The sequence below is a fragment of the Microterricola viridarii genome, assembly GCF_001542775.1.
GTDB classification, from domain to species: domain Bacteria; phylum Actinomycetota; class Actinomycetes; order Actinomycetales; family Microbacteriaceae; genus Microterricola; species Microterricola viridarii_A.
In genome coordinates this window covers 1,140,592-1,157,202 of sequence record NZ_CP014145.1, presented here as the reverse complement: position 1 = coordinate 1,157,202, position 16,611 = coordinate 1,140,592, and the positions used below count along the sequence as shown (strand labels likewise).

The window sequence follows — 16,611 nt, the reverse complement described above, 5'->3', positions numbered from 1 at the left end:
GATCAGAGCCCGGCTGCGCTTCTCAGATCGTCGACCCGGTCCAGGCGCTCCCAGGTGAAGTCGGGGAGCTCACGGCCGAAGTGCCCGTAGCTGGCCGTCTGCGCGTAGATCGGGCGCAGCAGGTCGAGGTCGTCGATGATGGCGCCGGGGCGGAGGTCGAACACCTCGCGGATGGCCTTCGTGATGTCGGCGTCCGGCAGGGTTCCCGTGCCGAAGGTCTCGACGTAGAGTCCGACCGGGGCTGCCTTGCCGATGGCATAGGCGACCTGCACTTCGAGGCGCTCGGCGAGGCCGGCGGCGACGGCGTTCTTGGCGACCCAACGCATGGCGTAGGCAGCGGAACGGTCCACCTTTGACGGGTCCTTGCCGCTGAAGGCACCACCGCCATGGCGGCTCGCTCCCCCGTAGGTGTCGATGATGATCTTGCGGCCGGTGAGCCCGGCGTCCCCCTGCGGCCCGCCGATCTCGAACTTGCCGGTCGGGTTGATCAGGGTGTTCACGGCGGAGGTGTCCAGCTCGACGAGGTCGAGGACGGGCCGGATGACGAGCTCGTTGATCTCGGCGGCGAGGTGCGCCTGGCTGACCCGGGGCGAGTGCTGGGTGCTGAGCACGACAGTCTCGACGGTGCGCGGGATCTGGCCGTCGTAACCGATGGTGACCTGGGTCTTGCCGTCCGGGCGCAGGTAATCGACGAGGCCGGCCTTGCGCACTTCGGCGAGGCGCTCGGCGAGGCGGTGCGCGATCCAGATCGGAATCGGCATCAGCTGCGGCGTCTCGGTGGTGGCGTAGCCGAACATGATGCCCTGGTCGCCGGCACCCTGCTGGTCGTAGCGCTCGCTGCTGGAGAGCGTGCGGTGCTCGAAGGCGTTGTCCACGCCCTGGGCGATGTCGGGCGACTGGCCGCCGATCGAGATCGACACACCGCAGGAGCGGCCGTCGAACCAGACATCGGAGGAGTCGTAGCCGATGGAGGTGATCCGTTCGCGCACGATGGAGGGGATCTCCACGTAGGCCTCGGTGGTGACCTCGCCCGCGACGTGCACGAGCCCGGTGGTGACCAGCGTCTCGACGGCGACCCGGCTGTGCGGGTCGAGGGCCAGCATCGCGTCGAGGATGCTGTCGGAGATCTGGTCACAGATCTTGTCGGGGTGCCCCTCGGTGACCGATTCCGAAGTGAATAGCCGAAGCTCGCTCATTGGCCTGTCTCTGATCGAAGTGTGTGGTGTGCTGAATGGTGGTGCTGCGCCCGTCACGTCGGCGGGCGCCGTGACCGCGGTCGTGCAGTTAAGACAGCCGTTCCGCGATCACATCAAGTATGCGATGGGCCACTGACAGCTTGCTGCCGGCAGCCTCCAACACTATATCCGCGGCGTGGTCGAGCACCGTGATCTCGTTGCGCTCTGTGGCGAAACCCTCGGTCCAGCCGACCCGGTTCAACACGAGCAGGTCAGCGCCCTTGCGGGCGATCTTGCGGCGGCCGAGCTCCAGCTGCGCGGCCTTGTCCGGCTCGGTCTCCGCCGCGAAGCCGACGACCACCTGGCCGGGCTTCTTGGCGGCGGCGAGGCCGGCCAGGATGTCAGGGTTGCGCACGAGCTCCAGCGTCATCGAGTCGCCGCGCTCGTCCTTCTTGATCTTGCCCTCGCTGACCTCGACGGGGCGGTAGTCGGCGACCGCGGCCGCCATGATGACGATGTCGGCGTCGGCGGATGCCAGGGCGGCGGCCTCCTGCAGCTGCAACGCCGTGGAGACCTCGCGCAGTTCGATGCCGGCAGGCGCCGCAATCTCGAGGTGGGCCGCGATGAGTACGACGTCTGCGCCGCGGGCGGCGGCAGCCTCTGCCAGCGCGACGCCCTGCCGGCCGCTGGAGCGGTTGCCGAGGAAGCGCACCGGGTCGAGCGGCTCGCGGGTGCCGCCGGCGGTGACGACGACGCGTCGGCCGGCGAGGTCCAGCTGGGCCGGGCGCGCGGATTCGTAGGCGGCCAGGGCGGCGCGCACGATCGTGTCCGGGTCCTCCAGCCGGCCGGGGCCGGAGTCGGCGCCGGTGAGCTGGCCGACGGCGGGACCGACGACGGTGACGCCGCGGGAGCGCAGCGTGGCGATGTTGGCGACCGTTGCCGGGTTCTGCCACATCTCGGTGTGCATCGCCGGGGCGATGACGAGAGGGGCAGTGCTGGCCAGCACCGTGTTGCCGAGCAGGTCGTCGGCGAGGCCGACTGCCAGCTTGGCGATGGTGTTGGCCGTGGCCGGGGCGATCACGATCAGGTCGGCGGATTGGCCGATCGCGACGTGCCGCACCTCGGCGACGCCCTCGTACAGCTCGCTGTGCACGGGGTTGCGTGAGATCGCCTCGAGGGTGGGCCGCCCCACGAAGCGCAGTGCGGCATCCGTGGCGACGACGTGCACAGAGTGCCCCGCCAACACGAATGCCCGCACAACGTTGACTGCCTTGTATGCCGCGATCCCGCCGCTGATGCCGACGACGATCGTAAGAGCTTGGGACACAGAGGCTGCCTTCGAGCTGTTCGGTGGTGCCTGGTTATTCGGCGTTCGGGCGAACCGTCAGCTTGTCCTCGTTGATCTCGTGCATTGCGATCGAGAGCGGCTTGTCCTCAATCGACGAGTCGACGAGCGGGCCGACGTTGTCGAACAGGCTGCCTTCGTGCAGGTCGGCGTAGTAGTCGTTGATCTGACGCGCGCGCTTGGAGGCGAAGATCACGAGGGCGTACTTCGAGTCGACCTTCGAGAGCAGCTCGTCGATGGGCGGGTCGATGATGCCGGTGAGCTTTTCAGCCATGTGGGAACTCCTCTGTGGGGGTGAGCAAAACGAGGAAAAGGGCGCGCTGTTAGCGCTTCGCCTTGCGAGTCTTCATCAAGTCTACGACTTCTTGCGCGGCCTCGCCCACGTTGCCGTTGACGACCTGGTAGTCGAACTCGTCGACGGAGGCCAATTCGACCTTCGCCGTCTCGAGCCTGCGGGCCTGTTCGCTGGCGCTTTCGGTGCCGCGGCCGACGAGGCGGCGCACGAGTTCTTCCCAGCTCGGCGGCTGCAGGAACACCAGCCGCGCCTCCGGCATGGCGCGCCGCACCGAGCGGGCGCCCTGGATGTCGATCTCGAGCAGCACGCTGCTGCCCGCGGCCAAAGCCGCCTCGACGGGGCCGCGCGGGGTGCCGTATCGGTGCGCGTTGTGCACGGTCGCCCACTCCAGCAGCTCCCCCTCCTCGACCATGCGGTCGAACTCGGAGTCGTCGACGAAGAAGTAGCTGACGCCCTCCTCCTCGCCGGGCCGGGGCGCGCGGGTCGTCGCCGACACCGAGAGCAGCACGTCGGGGTGGTTCTCCCGAATGTGGTTGGCGACCGTACCCTTGCCGACGGCGGTGGGGCCGGCGAGCACGATCAGCTTGGCCGGGGCGGGCTGCCGCGACGAGAGCCGGTCGTTCAGGTAGTCGTAGAGGCGCTCCCGCTGGTGCTTGCCGAGGCCGCCGAGGCGCTTGGCCGGGGAGATGCCGAGGTCTTCCATGATGCGCTGCATCTTGGTCACCCCGATGGCGGGGATGCTGGTGAGGAACTCAGTGACGCGGAGCTTGCCCTCGGCGCCGAGAGGCGCTTCGAACGCGGTGCGCATGACCTCGAGCGGGTTGCGCTCCCCCGCTGCGATCGCGGCCTTGATGGCGGCGCGGGCACGGCGGGCTGCGACGGCGGCGCGGCTGGCCGCTACCCGGTCGACCTCTGGCGGGTTCAGGTGCTTGGGCTTGTCCACGTCCTGCTTGGCGGTGTCGTGTTCAGCTGAGTCAGCCACGCTTGGCCTCCACTTCTTCTGCGCGACGCGCGATGGCGTCGGCGATGCCGTCGCGGCCGGCCGAGAGCAGGCCGCGCGATTCCGAGACGATGACGCCGGGGGTGAGCGCGCCGAACAGTCGACGTGTCTCACTCACCTCTGCGCCCTGGTGCCCGAAGCCCGGCGCGAGCACCGGCACAGCAGGGCCGACCGGCTCGTCGTTGATGTCAATGCCGAACTTCGCGAGTTCGAGGGTAGCGCCGAGCACCACACCCACCGAGCCGAAGCGACGATCGGACCAGTCTTTCCTGCTGCCGTTCCACTCCGCGACGCCGGCCAGCATGTTGGCTGCCACGGTGCGCTCGGTCTCACGCACACGGGCGGTCTGCAGGCCGGCCGCCTCCGGGTTGGAGGTGGCGGCGAGCACGAACACACCCTTGCCCGCAGCCTCGGCGAGCTCGAGTGAGTTCTGCAGCGAGCCGAGCCCGAGGTAGGGGCTGAGCGTGACGGCATCCGACTCGAGCGGAGAACCGGGCCGCAGCCAGGCCTCACCGTATGCTTGCTGGGTGCTGCCGATGTCGCCGCGCTTGGCGTCGGCGATCACCAGGATGCCGGCGGCGCGGGCCTCGGCGATGATGCGCTCCAGCGCCGCGTAGCCGGCGGAACCGTGCCGTTCGAAGAACGACACCTGCGGCTTGACGATGCCGGCCCGGTTCCAGGCCGCCTCGACCACGCGCAGCCCGAACTCGCGGGCGCCCTCTGCGGAATCCTCGAGCCCCCACTGGTCCAGGATCCAGGCGTGCGGGTCGATGCCGACGCAGAGGTGCCCGGAGCGGTCGAAGACCGCCCCGAGCTTGTCGCCGAAAGTCAGCGGCTCTGTCTGGCTCACGCGTTCGCTGCCCGCTGGATTGCGTATTCCTGCAGGCTGGTGACGTCGAAGCCGGTGCGCACGGCATCCAGCGATCCGACGGCCGCGCTCAGCTCGGCAATGGTGGTGAACAGCGGGATGTCGGCGGCGACTGCGGCCGCGCGGATCTCGTAGCCGTCGGCGCGGGCGGAGCCGCCGCTCGGCGTGTTGATGACCACCTGCACCTCGCCCTGGTGGATCAGGTCGACGATCGAGGACTCGACCTTGTCAGAGAACTTCGCCACCTGCTCGGCACGGATGCCGTTGCGACGCAGCACCTCGACGGTGCCCTCCGTGGCCACCAGCGTGTAGCCGAGCTCCTGCAGGCGCAGGGCCGGCAGGATCACGGCGCGCTTGTCGCGGTCGCTGACCGAGACGAACACGGTGCCGGAGAGCGGCATCCCGCCGTATGCCGCCAGCTGGCTCTTGGCGAAGGCTGTCGGGAAGTCCTTGTCGATGCCCATGACCTCACCGGTCGAGCGCATCTCCGGGCCGAGCACCGAGTCAACCACGGTGCCCTCCTTGGTACGGAAGCGCTTGAACGGCAGAACGGCCTCCTTGACGGAGACGGGCGAGTCCAGGGGCACGCGGGAGCCATCGTTCTCCGGCAGCAGGCCGGAGGCCTTGAGCTCGGCGATGGAGGTGCCGACCATGACCAGCGACGCGGCCTTGGCCAGCGGAATGCCGAGGGCCTTGGAGACGAAGGGCACGGTGCGGGAGGCACGCGGGTTGGCCTCGAGCACGTAGAGCACGCCGGCGCCGATCGCGAACTGCACGTTCAGCAGGCCGCGCACGCCGATGCCCTGGGCGATAGCCAGCGTGGCCTCGCGGACCTTGTCGATCTGGCCGCGGCCGAGGGTGACGGGCGGCAGGGTGCAGCTGGAGTCTCCGGAGTGGATGCCGGCCTCCTCGATGTGCTCCATGACGCCGCCGATGTAGAGCTCGGTGCCGTCGTAGATGGCGTCGACGTCAATCTCGATTGCGTCGTCAAGGAAGCGGTCCACCAGCAGCGGGTGGGTCGGTCCGACGACGACCTGGCCCTCGATGCGCTCGAAGTAGTCGGCGAACGAGGCGCTGTCGTAGATGATCTCCATGCCGCGGCCGCCGAGCACATAGCTCGGGCGCACCAGCACGGGGTAGCCGATCTCCTCGGCGACCGCGATGGCGCCGGGGGCGTCGGTCGCGGTGCCGTTGCGCGGGGCCATCAGGCCTGCGGCATCCAGGATGCCGGAGAACAAGCCGCGCTCCTCGGCGAGGTCGATCGCCGACGGGGTGGTGCCGAGGATCGGGATGCCCGCTGCCTCGAGGCCCTTGGCGAGGCCGAGGGCCGTCTGGCCGCCGAGCTGCACGACGACGCCGACGAGCTCGCCGCTCTGGCTCTCGGCGTGGATGACCTCGAGCACGTCCTCGAGCGTGAGCGGCTCGAAGTACAGGCGGTCGGAGGTGTCGTAGTCGGTTGAGACCGTCTCCGGGTTGCAATTGATCATGATCGTCTCGAAGCCCGCGTCGGAGAGGGCGAAGGAGGCGTGCACGCAGGAGTAGTCGAATTCGACGCCCTGGCCGATACGGTTCGGGCCGGAGCCCAGGATGACGACCTTCTTGCGGTCGCTCGGGATGACCTCGGTCTCCTCGTCGTAGCTGGAGTAGTGGTACGGCGTGAGCGCGGGGAACTCGCCCGCACAGGTGTCGACCGTCTTGAAGACGGGGCGGACGCCGAGGATGTGGCGCACGTCGCGCACGTCGGACTCGCCGAAGCCGCGCAGCTCGCCGATCTGGGCGTCGGAGAAGCCGTGGTCCTTGGCGTAGACCAGCACGTCGGTGTCGAGCGTCTCGGCGTTCGCGATGGTCTCTGCGACCTCGTTGATGAGCTCGATCTGGTCGATGAACCAGGGGTCGATCTTCGTGGCCTCGAACACCTGGGCGTTCGTGGCGCCCTTGCGCAGCGCCTGCTGCACGGTGACGATGCGTCCGTCGGTGGGGATCTTCGAGATCTCGAGCAGCTCCTGCATGGAGCGGGTCTCCTCGCCCCAGTGGAACGACGAGCCCTTCTTCTCCATCGAGCGCAGGGCCTTCTGCAGTGCGGTGGCGTAGTTGCGGCCGATGGCCATCGCCTCGCCGACCGACTTCATGGTCGTGGTGAGCGTGGCATCCGCTGCGGGGAACTTCTCGAAGTTGAAGCGCGGCACCTTGACGACGACGTAGTCGAGGGTCGGCTCGAAGCTGGACGGCGTCACCTTGGTGATGTCGTTGGGGATCTCGTCGAGGCGGTAGCCGATGGCCAGCTTCGCGGCGATCTTCGCGATCGGGAATCCGGTCGCCTTCGAGGCGAGGGCGGAGGAGCGGGAGACGCGCGGGTTCATCTCGATCACGATGATGCGGCCGTTGGCCGGGTCGATGGCGAACTGGATGTTGCAGCCGCCGGTGTCGACGCCGACGGCCCGGATGATGTCGATGCCGATGTCGCGCAGCTTCTGGAACTCGCGGTCGGTCAGGGTGAGCGCGGGCGCCACCGTGATCGAGTCGCCGGTGTGCACGCCGACCGGGTCGACGTTCTCGATCGAGCAGACCACGACGGTGTTGTCGCTGGTGTCGCGCATGAGCTCGAGCTCGTACTCCTTCCAGCCGAGGATCGACTCTTCGAGCAGCACCTCGCTGGTGGGGCTCTGGTGGATGCCGTCGCCGACGATGCGGCGCAGCTCCTCCTCGGTGTACGCGAAGCCGGAGCCGAGGCCGCCCATGGTGAAGGAGGGGCGCACGACGAGCGGGTAGCCGAGGTCCTTGGCCTGCTCGACGGCCTGCTCGACGCTGGTCGCGATGTAGGAGCGGGCCACGTCGGCGCCGGCGGCGAGGACGAGCTCCTTGAAGATCTGGCGGTCCTCGCCCTTGTTGATGGCCTCGAAGTTGGCGCCGATGAGCTCGACGTTGTACTTCTCGAGGATGCCGTTCTGGTGCAGGTCGATGGCCGCGTTCAGAGCAGTCTGGCCGCCGAGCGTCGGCAGGATGGCGTCCGGCTTCTCCTTGGCGATGATCGTCTCGATGATCTGCCAGGTGATCGGCTCCACGTAGGTGGCGTCGGCGAAGTCGGGGTCGGTCATGATGGTGGCCGGGTTCGAGTTGACCAGGATGACGCGCACGCCCTCCTCGCGCAGCACGCGGCAGGCCTGGGTGCCCGAGTAGTCAAACTCGCAGGCCTGGCCGATGACGATCGGGCCGGAGCCGATGACCAGAACGCTCTTGATGTCGTCTCTCTTGGGCATTAGTTCTTGTTTCCGTTCTGCTGCTGCTGCGCGATGACCATGTCGCGGAAGCGGTCAAAGAGGTAGTTGGCGTCGTGCGGGCCCGAGGCAGACTCGGGGTGGTACTGCACGGAGAATGCGGGGATGTCGAGGCAGTTCAGGCCCTCGACGACGTTGTCGTTGAGGTCGTAGTGGCTGACCTCGACGCGGCCGAAGCCCTGGCTGGACTCGCTGATGACGTCGATCGGCGCCTCGACGGCGAAGCCGTGGTTGTGCGCGGTGATCTCGACCCGGCCGGTGGCCTTGTCCAGCACGGGCTGGTTGATGCCGCGGTGGCCGAACGGCAGCTTGTAGGTGTTGAAGCCGAGCGCACGGCCGAGCAGCTGGTTGCCGAAGCAGATGCCGAAGTACGGCACGCCGGCGCGGAGCGCCTCGCGCAGCAGCTCGACGTGGCCGTCGGAGGCGCCGGGGTCGCCGGGTCCGTTGGAGAAGAACAGCGCGTCGGGCTTCATCTCGAGGATCTCGGCCGCGGTGGTGGTCTGCGGCAGCACGACGACGTCGAAGCCGCGGTTGGCCAGGAACTCCAGCGTGGAGGTCTTGACGCCCAGGTCGAGCACGGCGACCGTGCCGACGCGCTCCGACGTGGCCGGCAGCTCGTAGCGCTCGCTGGTGGAGACCTCGCCGGAGAGGTTCAGGCCCTTCATCTGGGCGCCGGAGCGCACCAGCTCGAGCTGCTCGCCCTCGGAGAGCTCGAAGTCGGCCCCGGAGAAGATGCCGGCGCGCATGGCGCCGACCGAACGGATGCGGCGGGTGACGGCGCGGGTGTCGATCCCGCTGATGCCGACGACTCCCCCGGCGACGAGGTCGTCGTCGATGCTGCGCTGGGCGCGGAAGTTCGACACGATGCGGGAGGGCTCGCGGACGATGAAGCCGGCGACCCAGATCCGGGAGGATTCCATGTCCTCGTCGTTGGCGCCCGTGTTGCCGATGTGCGGCGCCGTCATCAAGACGATCTGGCCGGCGTAGCTCGGGTCGGTCAGCGTCTCCTGGTAGCCGGTCATGCCGGTGGCGAACACCGCCTCTCCGAGGGTGCGGCCGGTGGCGCCGTAGGCGCGGCCGCGGTAGCGGGTTCCGTCCTCGAGCACGAGCACGGCAGGGGCCGGGGTGGTTGCGGTTTCAACTGTCATAGCGCTTCCCATAGTCAATTTGGTGCCTCACTGTTGGCGTCGGCCGATGTGGCGGCCGGAAGAATGGTGGAGATCGCCGAGAGAAGCTGCGGGCGGAGCGCAGCGTCAATCACTCGGAAGTAGCTGTCTGCGATGAGCGGGGCCGCGTCATCCTGGCCGCCCTGCATCTGCCAGCTGACCAGGCAGAGGCCACCCTGTTCGACACCGCGGTCGATGGCCCAGCTGCTCTCGCTGACACCGCGGAGGGCGTCGACGGGATGAACAGTGGCGCCGCGCCGGGCAGGTCGATCGTGAGACCGTCCTGGGCGACGTGCAGCATGCCCTGCGCGCGGAAACGCAGGCCGGCCGGCAGCAGGCGCTCCAGGGGTAGGTCGTGCCGGGTGGTGGCCACGTAGTTCGCGCGCACGCTGAGCTGGGGCACAGCGGGGGCCGCGGGCAGCGGGTAGGCGGCCAGGTTCTGGTCGCGCCGGCCCCGGCGCCTCCAGCTGCGCACCATGACGAGCAGCAGAACCAGGACGACGACTGCCAGCAGGGCGGTCAGCAGCAGCCGTTCGACGCTCATGCGGTGACCTCGGCCAGGCTGACCCCGGCCATGCTGATCGCGTTCGACGCGGCGGCCAGGGCGACCTGCTCGGCCGGAACCAGCTCGCCGCCGAGCACGGTGGCGTAACCGTGGCGGAACGTGGCCTCGACGCGGCCGGGCAGCGTCATGGCCAGGTAGGGCGAGTTGACGCCCTTGCCGGCCAGGTTCTGGGTGCTGAACTCGCGGCGCGCGTTCGGGTCGTAGAGCACGATGTCGGCGATCACGCCCGGCTCGAGCACGCTGCTGTGACCGGCGAGGCGGCCGATCCGGGCGGGGGCGCCGCTCAGCACGCGGGCGACGTCATTCCAGTCGAGCAGGCCGTTCTCGACGACGGAGGCGTGCACGACGGAGAGAGCGGACTCCAGCCCGACCATTCCGTTCGCCGCGGCATCCCACTCGCAATCCTTCGCCTCGACGGGGTGCGGGGCGTGGTCGGTGGCGACGATGTCGATGGTGCCGTCGGCCAGGGCGGCCCGGAGCGCCTCGACGTCTTCGCGACGGCGCAGCGGCGGGTTCACCTTGTAGCGGGCGTCGTAGCTGGCGACGAGTTCCTCGGTCAGCAGCAGGTGGTGCGGCGTGACCTCGGCGGTGACGTTGATGCCGCGGGCCTTCGCCCAGCGGATGACGTCGACCGAACCGGCGGTGGAGACGTGGCAGACGTGCAGCCGGGAGCCGACGTGCTCGGCCAAGAGCACGTCGCGGGCGATGATTGACTCTTCTGCAACCGCGGGCCAGCCCGTGAGGCCGAGTTCGCCGGAGAGCGCGCCCTCGTTCATCTGGGCGCCGACCGTGAGCTTGGGCTCCTGGGCGTGCTGGGCGATGACACCGCCGAAGGCCTTCACGTATTCCAGGGCCCGCCGCATCAGCAGCGGGTCGGAGACGCAGAAGCCGTCGTCGGAGAAGACGCGCACCTGGGCGCGGGAGTTGGCCATGGCGCCGAGTTCGGCGAGCTTCTCGCCGGCCAGGCCGACGGTGACGGCACCGATCGGGCGCACCGTGGCGTAGGCGGCCTGCTCTCCAAGCGAGAGGACCTGCTCGACGACGCCGGCGGTGTCAGCGACGGGCGAGGTGTTGGCCATGGCGAAGATGCTGGTGAAGCCGCCGGCCGCCGCAGCACGGCTGCCGGTGAGAACCGTCTCGCTCTGCTCGTAGCCGGGCTCGCGGAGGTGCGTGTGCAGGTCGACGAGGCCGGGCAGCGCGAGCAGCCCGTCGGCGTCGACGACAGTGGCGCCTGCCGCGCTCAGGCCGGAGCCGGTCTCTGCGATGCGGCCGTTCTCCAGCAGCAGGTCGGTGCGGGTGCCGTCGGCCAGGGTGGCGCCGGTGATGAGGGTGCGTTCGCGGGGTGTTGATGAACTCATCGGGCCACCTCACGTTCGCCAGAAAGCAAGACGTACAACGCGGCCATTCTCACCGAAACTCCATTCGCTACCTGCTCGAGCACCGTCGACTGCGCCGAATCGGCTGCGGCAGACGAGATTTCCAGGCCGCGGTTCATCGGCCCGGGGTGCATCACAATGCTACTCGGCGCGAGGCGCCGAAAACGATCATCATCAAGGCCCCACGTGCGGGAATACTCCCGGCTGTTGGGGAAAAACGCTGCATTCATGCGCTCGGCCTGGATGCGCAGCATCATCACGACGTCTGGCGCGGCGTCGATCGCGGCGTCGAGGTCGTAGCCGATCGTCGCCGGCCACGCCGTGGTGTGCACCGGCACGAGGGTGGGCGGGGCCACCAGGTGCACGCTGGCGCCGAGGGCGCTGAGCAGCCAGACGTTGGAGCGGGCGACGCGGGAGTGCAGGATGTCGCCGACGATCGTGACGGTGACGCCGTCCAGGTCGCGGCCGCGCGATGCCCCGGGGTGCAGGCGGCGGCGGATCGTGAACGCGTCCAGCAGGGCCTGGGTGGGGTGCTCGTGGGTGCCGTCTCCGGCGTTGATGATGCCGGCGTCAATCCAGCCGCTGGCGGCGAGCACGGCCGGGGCGCCGGAGGCGCCGTGTCGGATGACGACGCCGTCGGCGCCGATCGCGGCCAGGGTCTGCGCCGTGTCTTTCAGGCTCTCGCCCTTGGACACGCTCGAACCTTTGGCGCTGAAGTTGATGACATCCGCAGACAACCGCTTGGCGGCCGCCTCGAACGAGATGCGGGTGCGGGTGGAGTCCTCGAAGAACAGGTTGACGACGGTCTTGCCGCGCAGTGTCGGCAGCTTCTTGACCTCGCGCTGCTGCACATCAGCCATGTCCTCAGCAATGTCGAGGATCTCGATGGCGGCGTCGCGGGAGAGGTCCTTGGTGGAGAGCAGGTGGCGCATCACTCCACCCCGCCTTCGATGCTCACGAACTCGTCGCCGTCGATGTCTTCGAGGTGCACGTTGATGCGCTCCGCGGCGGAGGTCGGCAGGTTCTTGCCGACGAAGTCGGCGCGGATCGGCAGCTCCCGGTGCCCGCGGTCAACCAGCACGGCCAGGCGTACGGCGCTCGGCCGGCCGTGGTCGTTCAGCGCGTCCAGCGCGGAGCGGATGGTGCGGCCGGAGTAGAGCACGTCGTCGACGAGCACGACGGTCTTGCCGTCGACGCTGCCGGGCACGTGCGTCGGCGCCGGAGTGCGCGTGCGGGTGCGGGAGAGGTCGTCGCGGTACATCGTCACGTCGAGGGTGCCGACGGCGACGGGGGCCGCGGTGGGCTCGATGCGGGCGATGGTCTCGGCGATCCGGCGGGCGAGGATCACGCCCCTGGTCGGGATGCCGAGGATCACGAGATTGTCTGGGCCTCGATTGGACTCCAGGATCTCGTGGGAGATCCGAGTCAACGCTCGGGCAATGTCAGCCTGCTGCAGCACGGTACGTGCCATCAACCGACTCCCTTCTCCGTCTCACGGGACGGTTCTTAAAGGTTGTCAAAATGCGTGTTCAACACTAGCAGTCAATGCGGCGCCCTTCGTCCGCCGGCGTCTCCGTGGTGCTCCCCGCCAGCCGGCCCCTCGTCAGGCGCGGTCCCTACTGGGGTGCGGTGGTGTCAATGTCCTCCGGCGCCTTGGCGTCGAGCTCATCGGGCAGCTCAAGCGGACGTCGGCTGAAATAGGCGGCACCCTTCTTCCAGAACACAATGATGGGCACGATGCCGAGCGCGAGGGTGCCGAGGCCGATGATGATGACGATCGTGTCGAGGGAGGGGATCGAGACGAAGAAGATCCACACCATGAACAGGGCGCCGAGCCCCGGCCAGAGGCCGATGAAGATGAAGTTCTTCACCGAGCTGAAGATGATCCGCCGGTAGGCAACGACGACGGCAATTCCGGCGAGGGCGTAGTAGAAGGCGATCTGCAGCCCGATCGAACTGATGGCGTTGTTCAGGATGTCGCCGACGCTGCCGAGGAAGTTTGAGCCGATGAAGAGCACCAGCGAGACACCGGTGACGACCAGGGTCGCGAATGCGGGCGTGCGCCAGCGGGGGTGGGAGTGGCCGAACGCGGCGGGGATCGTGTGGTCACGGCCCATCGCGAACAGTGTGCGGGTGACCTGGATCAGGGTGGTCTCCAGCGTGGCGATCGTGGAGAGCATCACGGCGATGATGAGGATCTTGCCGCCCAGACCTGGCCAGATCGCGTCGCCGAGCACGTTGAGCACATTGCCGCTGTTGGCCTCGATGGTCGCCGCCGGCAGGATCACCAGGGTGGCGATCGTGAAGATCTCGAACAGCAGGAACACGATGATCACGCCGACGATGCCGCCGATGCCGGAGGCCTTGCGCCCGTTCTTCGTCTCCTCACTGAGGTTGGCCGCGACGTCCCACCCCCAGTAGTAGAAGGCGGCGATGAGCGCGGCGGCCACGAACGCCCCGGTACCGGTGAAGTGCTCGAAGCCGAGCCAGCTCCACGAGAATGACGGGCCGGCGTGCTTGCCGGTCGCGGCGGTCACGATCGCCGCGATGGCGAAGACCACCAGGATCGCCACCTCCACGCTCGACATGATCCACTGGGCGCGGGCCGTGATGCGCACGCCCAGCAGCACGCAGGCCGCCATCACCAGGAACCAGACGGCACCGATGGCCGTCACCAGCGGGACGTTGTCGGAATTCTCCGGGCTGAACAGGGCGACGGTCATCACTCCGGCCGGAAGCGCGCCGGCGACCATGAAAATGGTGGCCGAGATGACCAGCGCCCAGCCGGAGAGGAACCCGAGGATGGGGTGCAGGGCGCGCCCCACCCAGGAGTAGGCGGCGCCGGCGTTCACATCCGCCCTGCCCAGGTAGGCGAAGGCCCAGGCGATGCCGAGCATCGGCAAAGCGCACCAGAGCAGCGCGGCCGGGCTGGCGAGACCGGCCACGGCCACCAGGGTGGCCGTCGTGGCAGCGATCGAGTACGCCGGCGCGCTGCCGGCCACCGCCATCACGATCGAGCCCGCCGCCGTCACCCCGTCGGCCTGCAACTCGTGGTGGTGTTCCGGCTCCGGAGCCTGCTGCACAGGCGTGTCTGTCTCGGCCATGATGGGCTCCTTCGCCTGCGGAAATGAGTTTTCGTCGCGAATGTAGCACCGTGGGGCGCTCCTGACAACGAAATCCGCAGCTTTCCGCGCTCAGGCATCTGGGGCCGCAGTTGGGCGTGTTCCCGAGCGCTTGAAACCGCCTGCCGGGGAACACGCCCGATTAGTGATTTCGGCGTCCCGCGTTGCCAGTATCGTTTGGGAGTGACCGAAGCCCCACCTCTACAACGCCGCCGTCTCGTCGATCTCGCCCCACTGCGTGTTCCCGCCTTCGGCCGGCTCTGGGTCGGCGGGGCCATCGCCGGCGTCGGCGCGCAGATGACGATCATCGCCGTCGGCCTACTGATCTTCGACATGACGCACTCCACGCTCGCCGTCGGACTGGTCGGCGGCATCGCCCTGCTGCCCATGATCATCGCCGGCCTCTGGGGCGGAGTGCTGGCGGATGCCTTCGACCGGCGCACCGTGTTGATCGTCAGTTCGATCGTTGCCTGGTGCGGCACGCTCAGCCTGCTCGCTTTGGCCGTCACCGACTCGCTCACCCGCGGCACCTCGGCTGCCGTGCCGCTCTGGCCGTTCTACCTCGCCACCACGGTCGCCACCGTCGCGGCCACCATCAGCGGGGCGACCCGCTCCGCCGTCATCCCCCGCATCCTTCCGGCCGACCTGATCGCACGCGCGGCGGCCCTCAACGGCATCAGCATCGGCGTGCAACTCACCCTGGGCCCCGCACTGGCCGGCGTGCTGGTGGCGACCCTCGGCTTCCCGGTGACCTTCGCCGTCGACGCCGTGCTGTTCACCGCCGGCTTCCTCGGCATCGTCATGCTGCCCAAGCTACCCCCGGAGAAGTCCGCGACCCGCGCCGGCCTGCAGTCGCTTCGGGATGGCATCGACTTCCTGCGCCGCGCACCGAACATCCGCAGCAGCTTCATCGTCGACATCGTGGCGATGACCTTCGGGCGCCCGTTCGCGCTGCTGCCGGCCGTCGCCGCCCTCGCCGTCGGCGGTGGGGCCATCACGGTCGGCGTGCTCACCGCCGCGGCCGCCCTCGGCACGTTCCTGACCAGCCTGTTCAGCGGCCCGGTCGCCCACGTGCACCGTTATGGCGTCGCCATCGCCCGCTCGATCATGGTCTACGGCGGCTGCGTCGCCCTGCTCGGCCTCGTCGTCGGCGCCATGCAGACGGGCTGGTTCGGCATGGTCGGAGCGGACTTCGGCGAGGTCAACGTGCCTGCCCTCATCGTGGCCGCGCTCGCCATGGCGGGCATGGGTGCCTCCGACGAGGTGAGCGCCATCTTCCGCAGCACAATGATGCTGACGGCGACCCCGGATGCAATGCAGGGCCGCCTGCAGGGCATCTTCACCGTCGTCGTCACCGGCGGGCCGCGCCTCGGCGACCTGTATGTCGGCATCCTGGCCACAGCGGTCGGGCTCTGGTTCCCTCCCCTGCTCGGCGGCGTGCTGATCATCGCGCTCATCGCCCTCATCATGCGCGCCCAGCCGTCCTTCCGGAACTACGACGCCCGCAACCCGCAGCCGTAGCGGGGCTCGCCCGCGCATTTACATGCAGATGCATGGAATGCCGGCGGGCGGCGTAGGGTTGTAGATGGTGGCCGACCGATCGGGCCGGGAACCGGAGAAATCGCGGGACACAATCCCGCGAAGAAGGAGAAATCATGGGCAACTTCACGGGCAAGACCGCACTCGTCACGGGTGGCGGCTCCGGCCTCGGCGAGGCGATCAGCAAGGACCTGGCACGCGAGGGCGCCAACGTCGTCGTGGCCGACATCTCGCTGGAGAGCGCGCAGCGCGTCGCCGACGAGATCACCGCAGCCGGCGGCACCGCCGCGGCATTCCAGGCGAACACCGCCGTCGCAGAGGACAGCAAGAAGTCGGTCGACTTCGCGGTCGAGACCTTCGGCGCCCTGCACTACGCCGTGAACAACGCCGGCATCGGAGGCGCCAGCGCGCCCGTCGGCGATGTCGCCCTGGACGACTGGGACCGGGTCATCGCGATCAACCTGAGCGGCGTGCTCTACGGCATGCGCTACCAGATCCCGGCCATCCTCGCGGCCGGTGCCGCGGAGGGCGCGATCGTGAACATGGCCTCCATCCACGGCTCCGTCGCCGCGCCGGGCAACGCCGCGTACACGGCGGCCAAGCACGGCGTCGTCGGCCTGACCAAGAACGCGGCAGCCGAATACGGCGCACAGGGCCTGCGCGTCAACGCGATCGGCCCCGGCTACATCCAGACCCCGCTGCTCGAGAACCTTCCCGCAGAGATGCTCGACGTGCTGAAGGCCAAGCACCCGCTCGGCCGCCTCGGCCAGGCCGAAGAGATCGCCAACCTCGCAACCTTCCTGCTCTCGGACAAGGCCAGCTTCATGACCGGCTCCTACGTGCTGATCGACGGCGGCTACACGGCCGTCTAAAGCCACGCAGAAC

At 68.7% G+C, this 16,611-nt stretch carries 14 protein-coding genes; 2 read left to right on the top strand and 12 right to left on the bottom strand.

Going from position 1 to position 16,611, the window contains the following annotated elements:
• Positions 1 to 2: 2 nt before the first annotated feature.
• From metK to AWU67_RS05235, 12 genes are all read right to left on the bottom strand, one after another.
• Positions 3 to 1,196 carry a methionine adenosyltransferase gene (metK, locus tag AWU67_RS05290; protein WP_067227054.1) on the bottom strand — a complete coding sequence of 398 codons (1,194 nt, stop codon included), beginning with the start codon at positions 1,194 to 1,196 and terminating at the stop codon, positions 3 to 5.
• Between the two features lie 88 nt (positions 1,197 to 1,284).
• Positions 1,285 to 2,502 (bottom strand): bifunctional phosphopantothenoylcysteine decarboxylase/phosphopantothenate--cysteine ligase CoaBC, encoded by a 1,218-nt coding sequence (gene coaBC, locus AWU67_RS05285; RefSeq protein ID WP_067227053.1) that lies wholly within the window; start codon positions 2,500 to 2,502, stop codon positions 1,285 to 1,287.
• A 34-nt stretch (positions 2,503 to 2,536) separates the two neighbouring features.
• Positions 2,537 to 2,794: a DNA-directed RNA polymerase subunit omega gene (gene rpoZ / locus AWU67_RS05280; RefSeq protein ID WP_067227052.1), complete on the bottom strand. Its 258-nt coding sequence runs from the start codon at positions 2,792 to 2,794 to the stop codon at positions 2,537 to 2,539.
• A gap of 49 nt (positions 2,795 to 2,843) precedes the next feature.
• Entirely contained in the window at positions 2,844 to 3,758 is a 915-nt protein-coding gene (gene gmk, locus AWU67_RS05275) for a guanylate kinase (RefSeq protein ID WP_425339200.1), read from the bottom strand.
• A 31-nt stretch (positions 3,759 to 3,789) separates the two neighbouring features.
• Positions 3,790 to 4,665 (bottom strand): orotidine-5'-phosphate decarboxylase, encoded by an 876-nt coding sequence (gene pyrF, locus AWU67_RS05270; protein WP_082716793.1) that lies wholly within the window; start codon positions 4,663 to 4,665, stop codon positions 3,790 to 3,792.
• Positions 4,662 to 7,940 carry a carbamoyl-phosphate synthase large subunit gene (carB, locus tag AWU67_RS05265; protein ID WP_067227051.1) on the bottom strand — a complete coding sequence of 1,093 codons (3,279 nt, stop codon included), beginning with the start codon at positions 7,938 to 7,940 and terminating at the stop codon, positions 4,662 to 4,664. Before carB ends, pyrF begins: the two co-directional genes overlap by 4 nt.
• The gene (gene carA / locus AWU67_RS05260; protein ID WP_199922349.1) at positions 7,940 to 9,106 is read right to left on the bottom strand and encodes a glutamine-hydrolyzing carbamoyl-phosphate synthase small subunit; all 1,167 of its coding nucleotides are present in this window, start codon (positions 9,104 to 9,106) and stop codon (positions 7,940 to 7,942) included. Before carA ends, carB begins: the two co-directional genes overlap by 1 nt.
• Positions 9,107 to 9,215: 109 nt before the next feature.
• On the bottom strand, positions 9,216 to 9,668 hold the full coding sequence (locus AWU67_RS05255) for a hypothetical protein (protein ID WP_067227049.1): 453 nt from the start codon (positions 9,666 to 9,668) through the stop codon (positions 9,216 to 9,218).
• A complete protein-coding gene (locus tag AWU67_RS05250; protein WP_067227048.1) occupies positions 9,665 to 11,047 on the bottom strand; it encodes a dihydroorotase in 1,383 nt (460 codons plus the stop codon). The genes AWU67_RS05255 and AWU67_RS05250 overlap by 4 nt, the downstream gene beginning before the upstream one ends.
• Complete coding sequence (locus AWU67_RS05245; RefSeq protein ID WP_067227047.1) at positions 11,044 to 11,997, bottom strand: aspartate carbamoyltransferase catalytic subunit; 954 nt, start codon at positions 11,995 to 11,997, stop codon at positions 11,044 to 11,046. Before AWU67_RS05245 ends, AWU67_RS05250 begins: the two co-directional genes overlap by 4 nt.
• Positions 11,997 to 12,539 carry a bifunctional pyr operon transcriptional regulator/uracil phosphoribosyltransferase PyrR gene (gene pyrR, locus AWU67_RS05240; RefSeq protein ID WP_067227046.1) on the bottom strand — a complete coding sequence of 181 codons (543 nt, stop codon included), beginning with the start codon at positions 12,537 to 12,539 and terminating at the stop codon, positions 11,997 to 11,999. Before pyrR ends, AWU67_RS05245 begins: the two co-directional genes overlap by 1 nt.
• A gap of 142 nt (positions 12,540 to 12,681) precedes the next feature.
• Positions 12,682 to 14,169, bottom strand: coding sequence for an APC family permease (locus AWU67_RS05235; protein WP_067227045.1), 1,488 nt, complete (start codon positions 14,167 to 14,169; stop codon positions 12,682 to 12,684).
• Positions 14,170 to 14,370: 201 nt separating this feature from the next.
• Here AWU67_RS05235 and AWU67_RS05230 point away from each other — a divergent pair, with 201 nt between their 5' ends.
• Both AWU67_RS05230 and AWU67_RS05225 read left to right on the top strand, forming a co-directional pair.
• Positions 14,371 to 15,708, top strand: a complete 1,338-nt coding sequence (locus AWU67_RS05230) for an MFS transporter (protein ID WP_199922347.1) — start codon at positions 14,371 to 14,373, stop codon at positions 15,706 to 15,708.
• Positions 15,709 to 15,842: 134 nt separating this feature from the next.
• Complete coding sequence (locus AWU67_RS05225) at positions 15,843 to 16,598, top strand: SDR family NAD(P)-dependent oxidoreductase (protein ID WP_067227044.1); 756 nt, start codon at positions 15,843 to 15,845, stop codon at positions 16,596 to 16,598.
• Positions 16,599 to 16,611 lie beyond the last annotated feature (13 nt).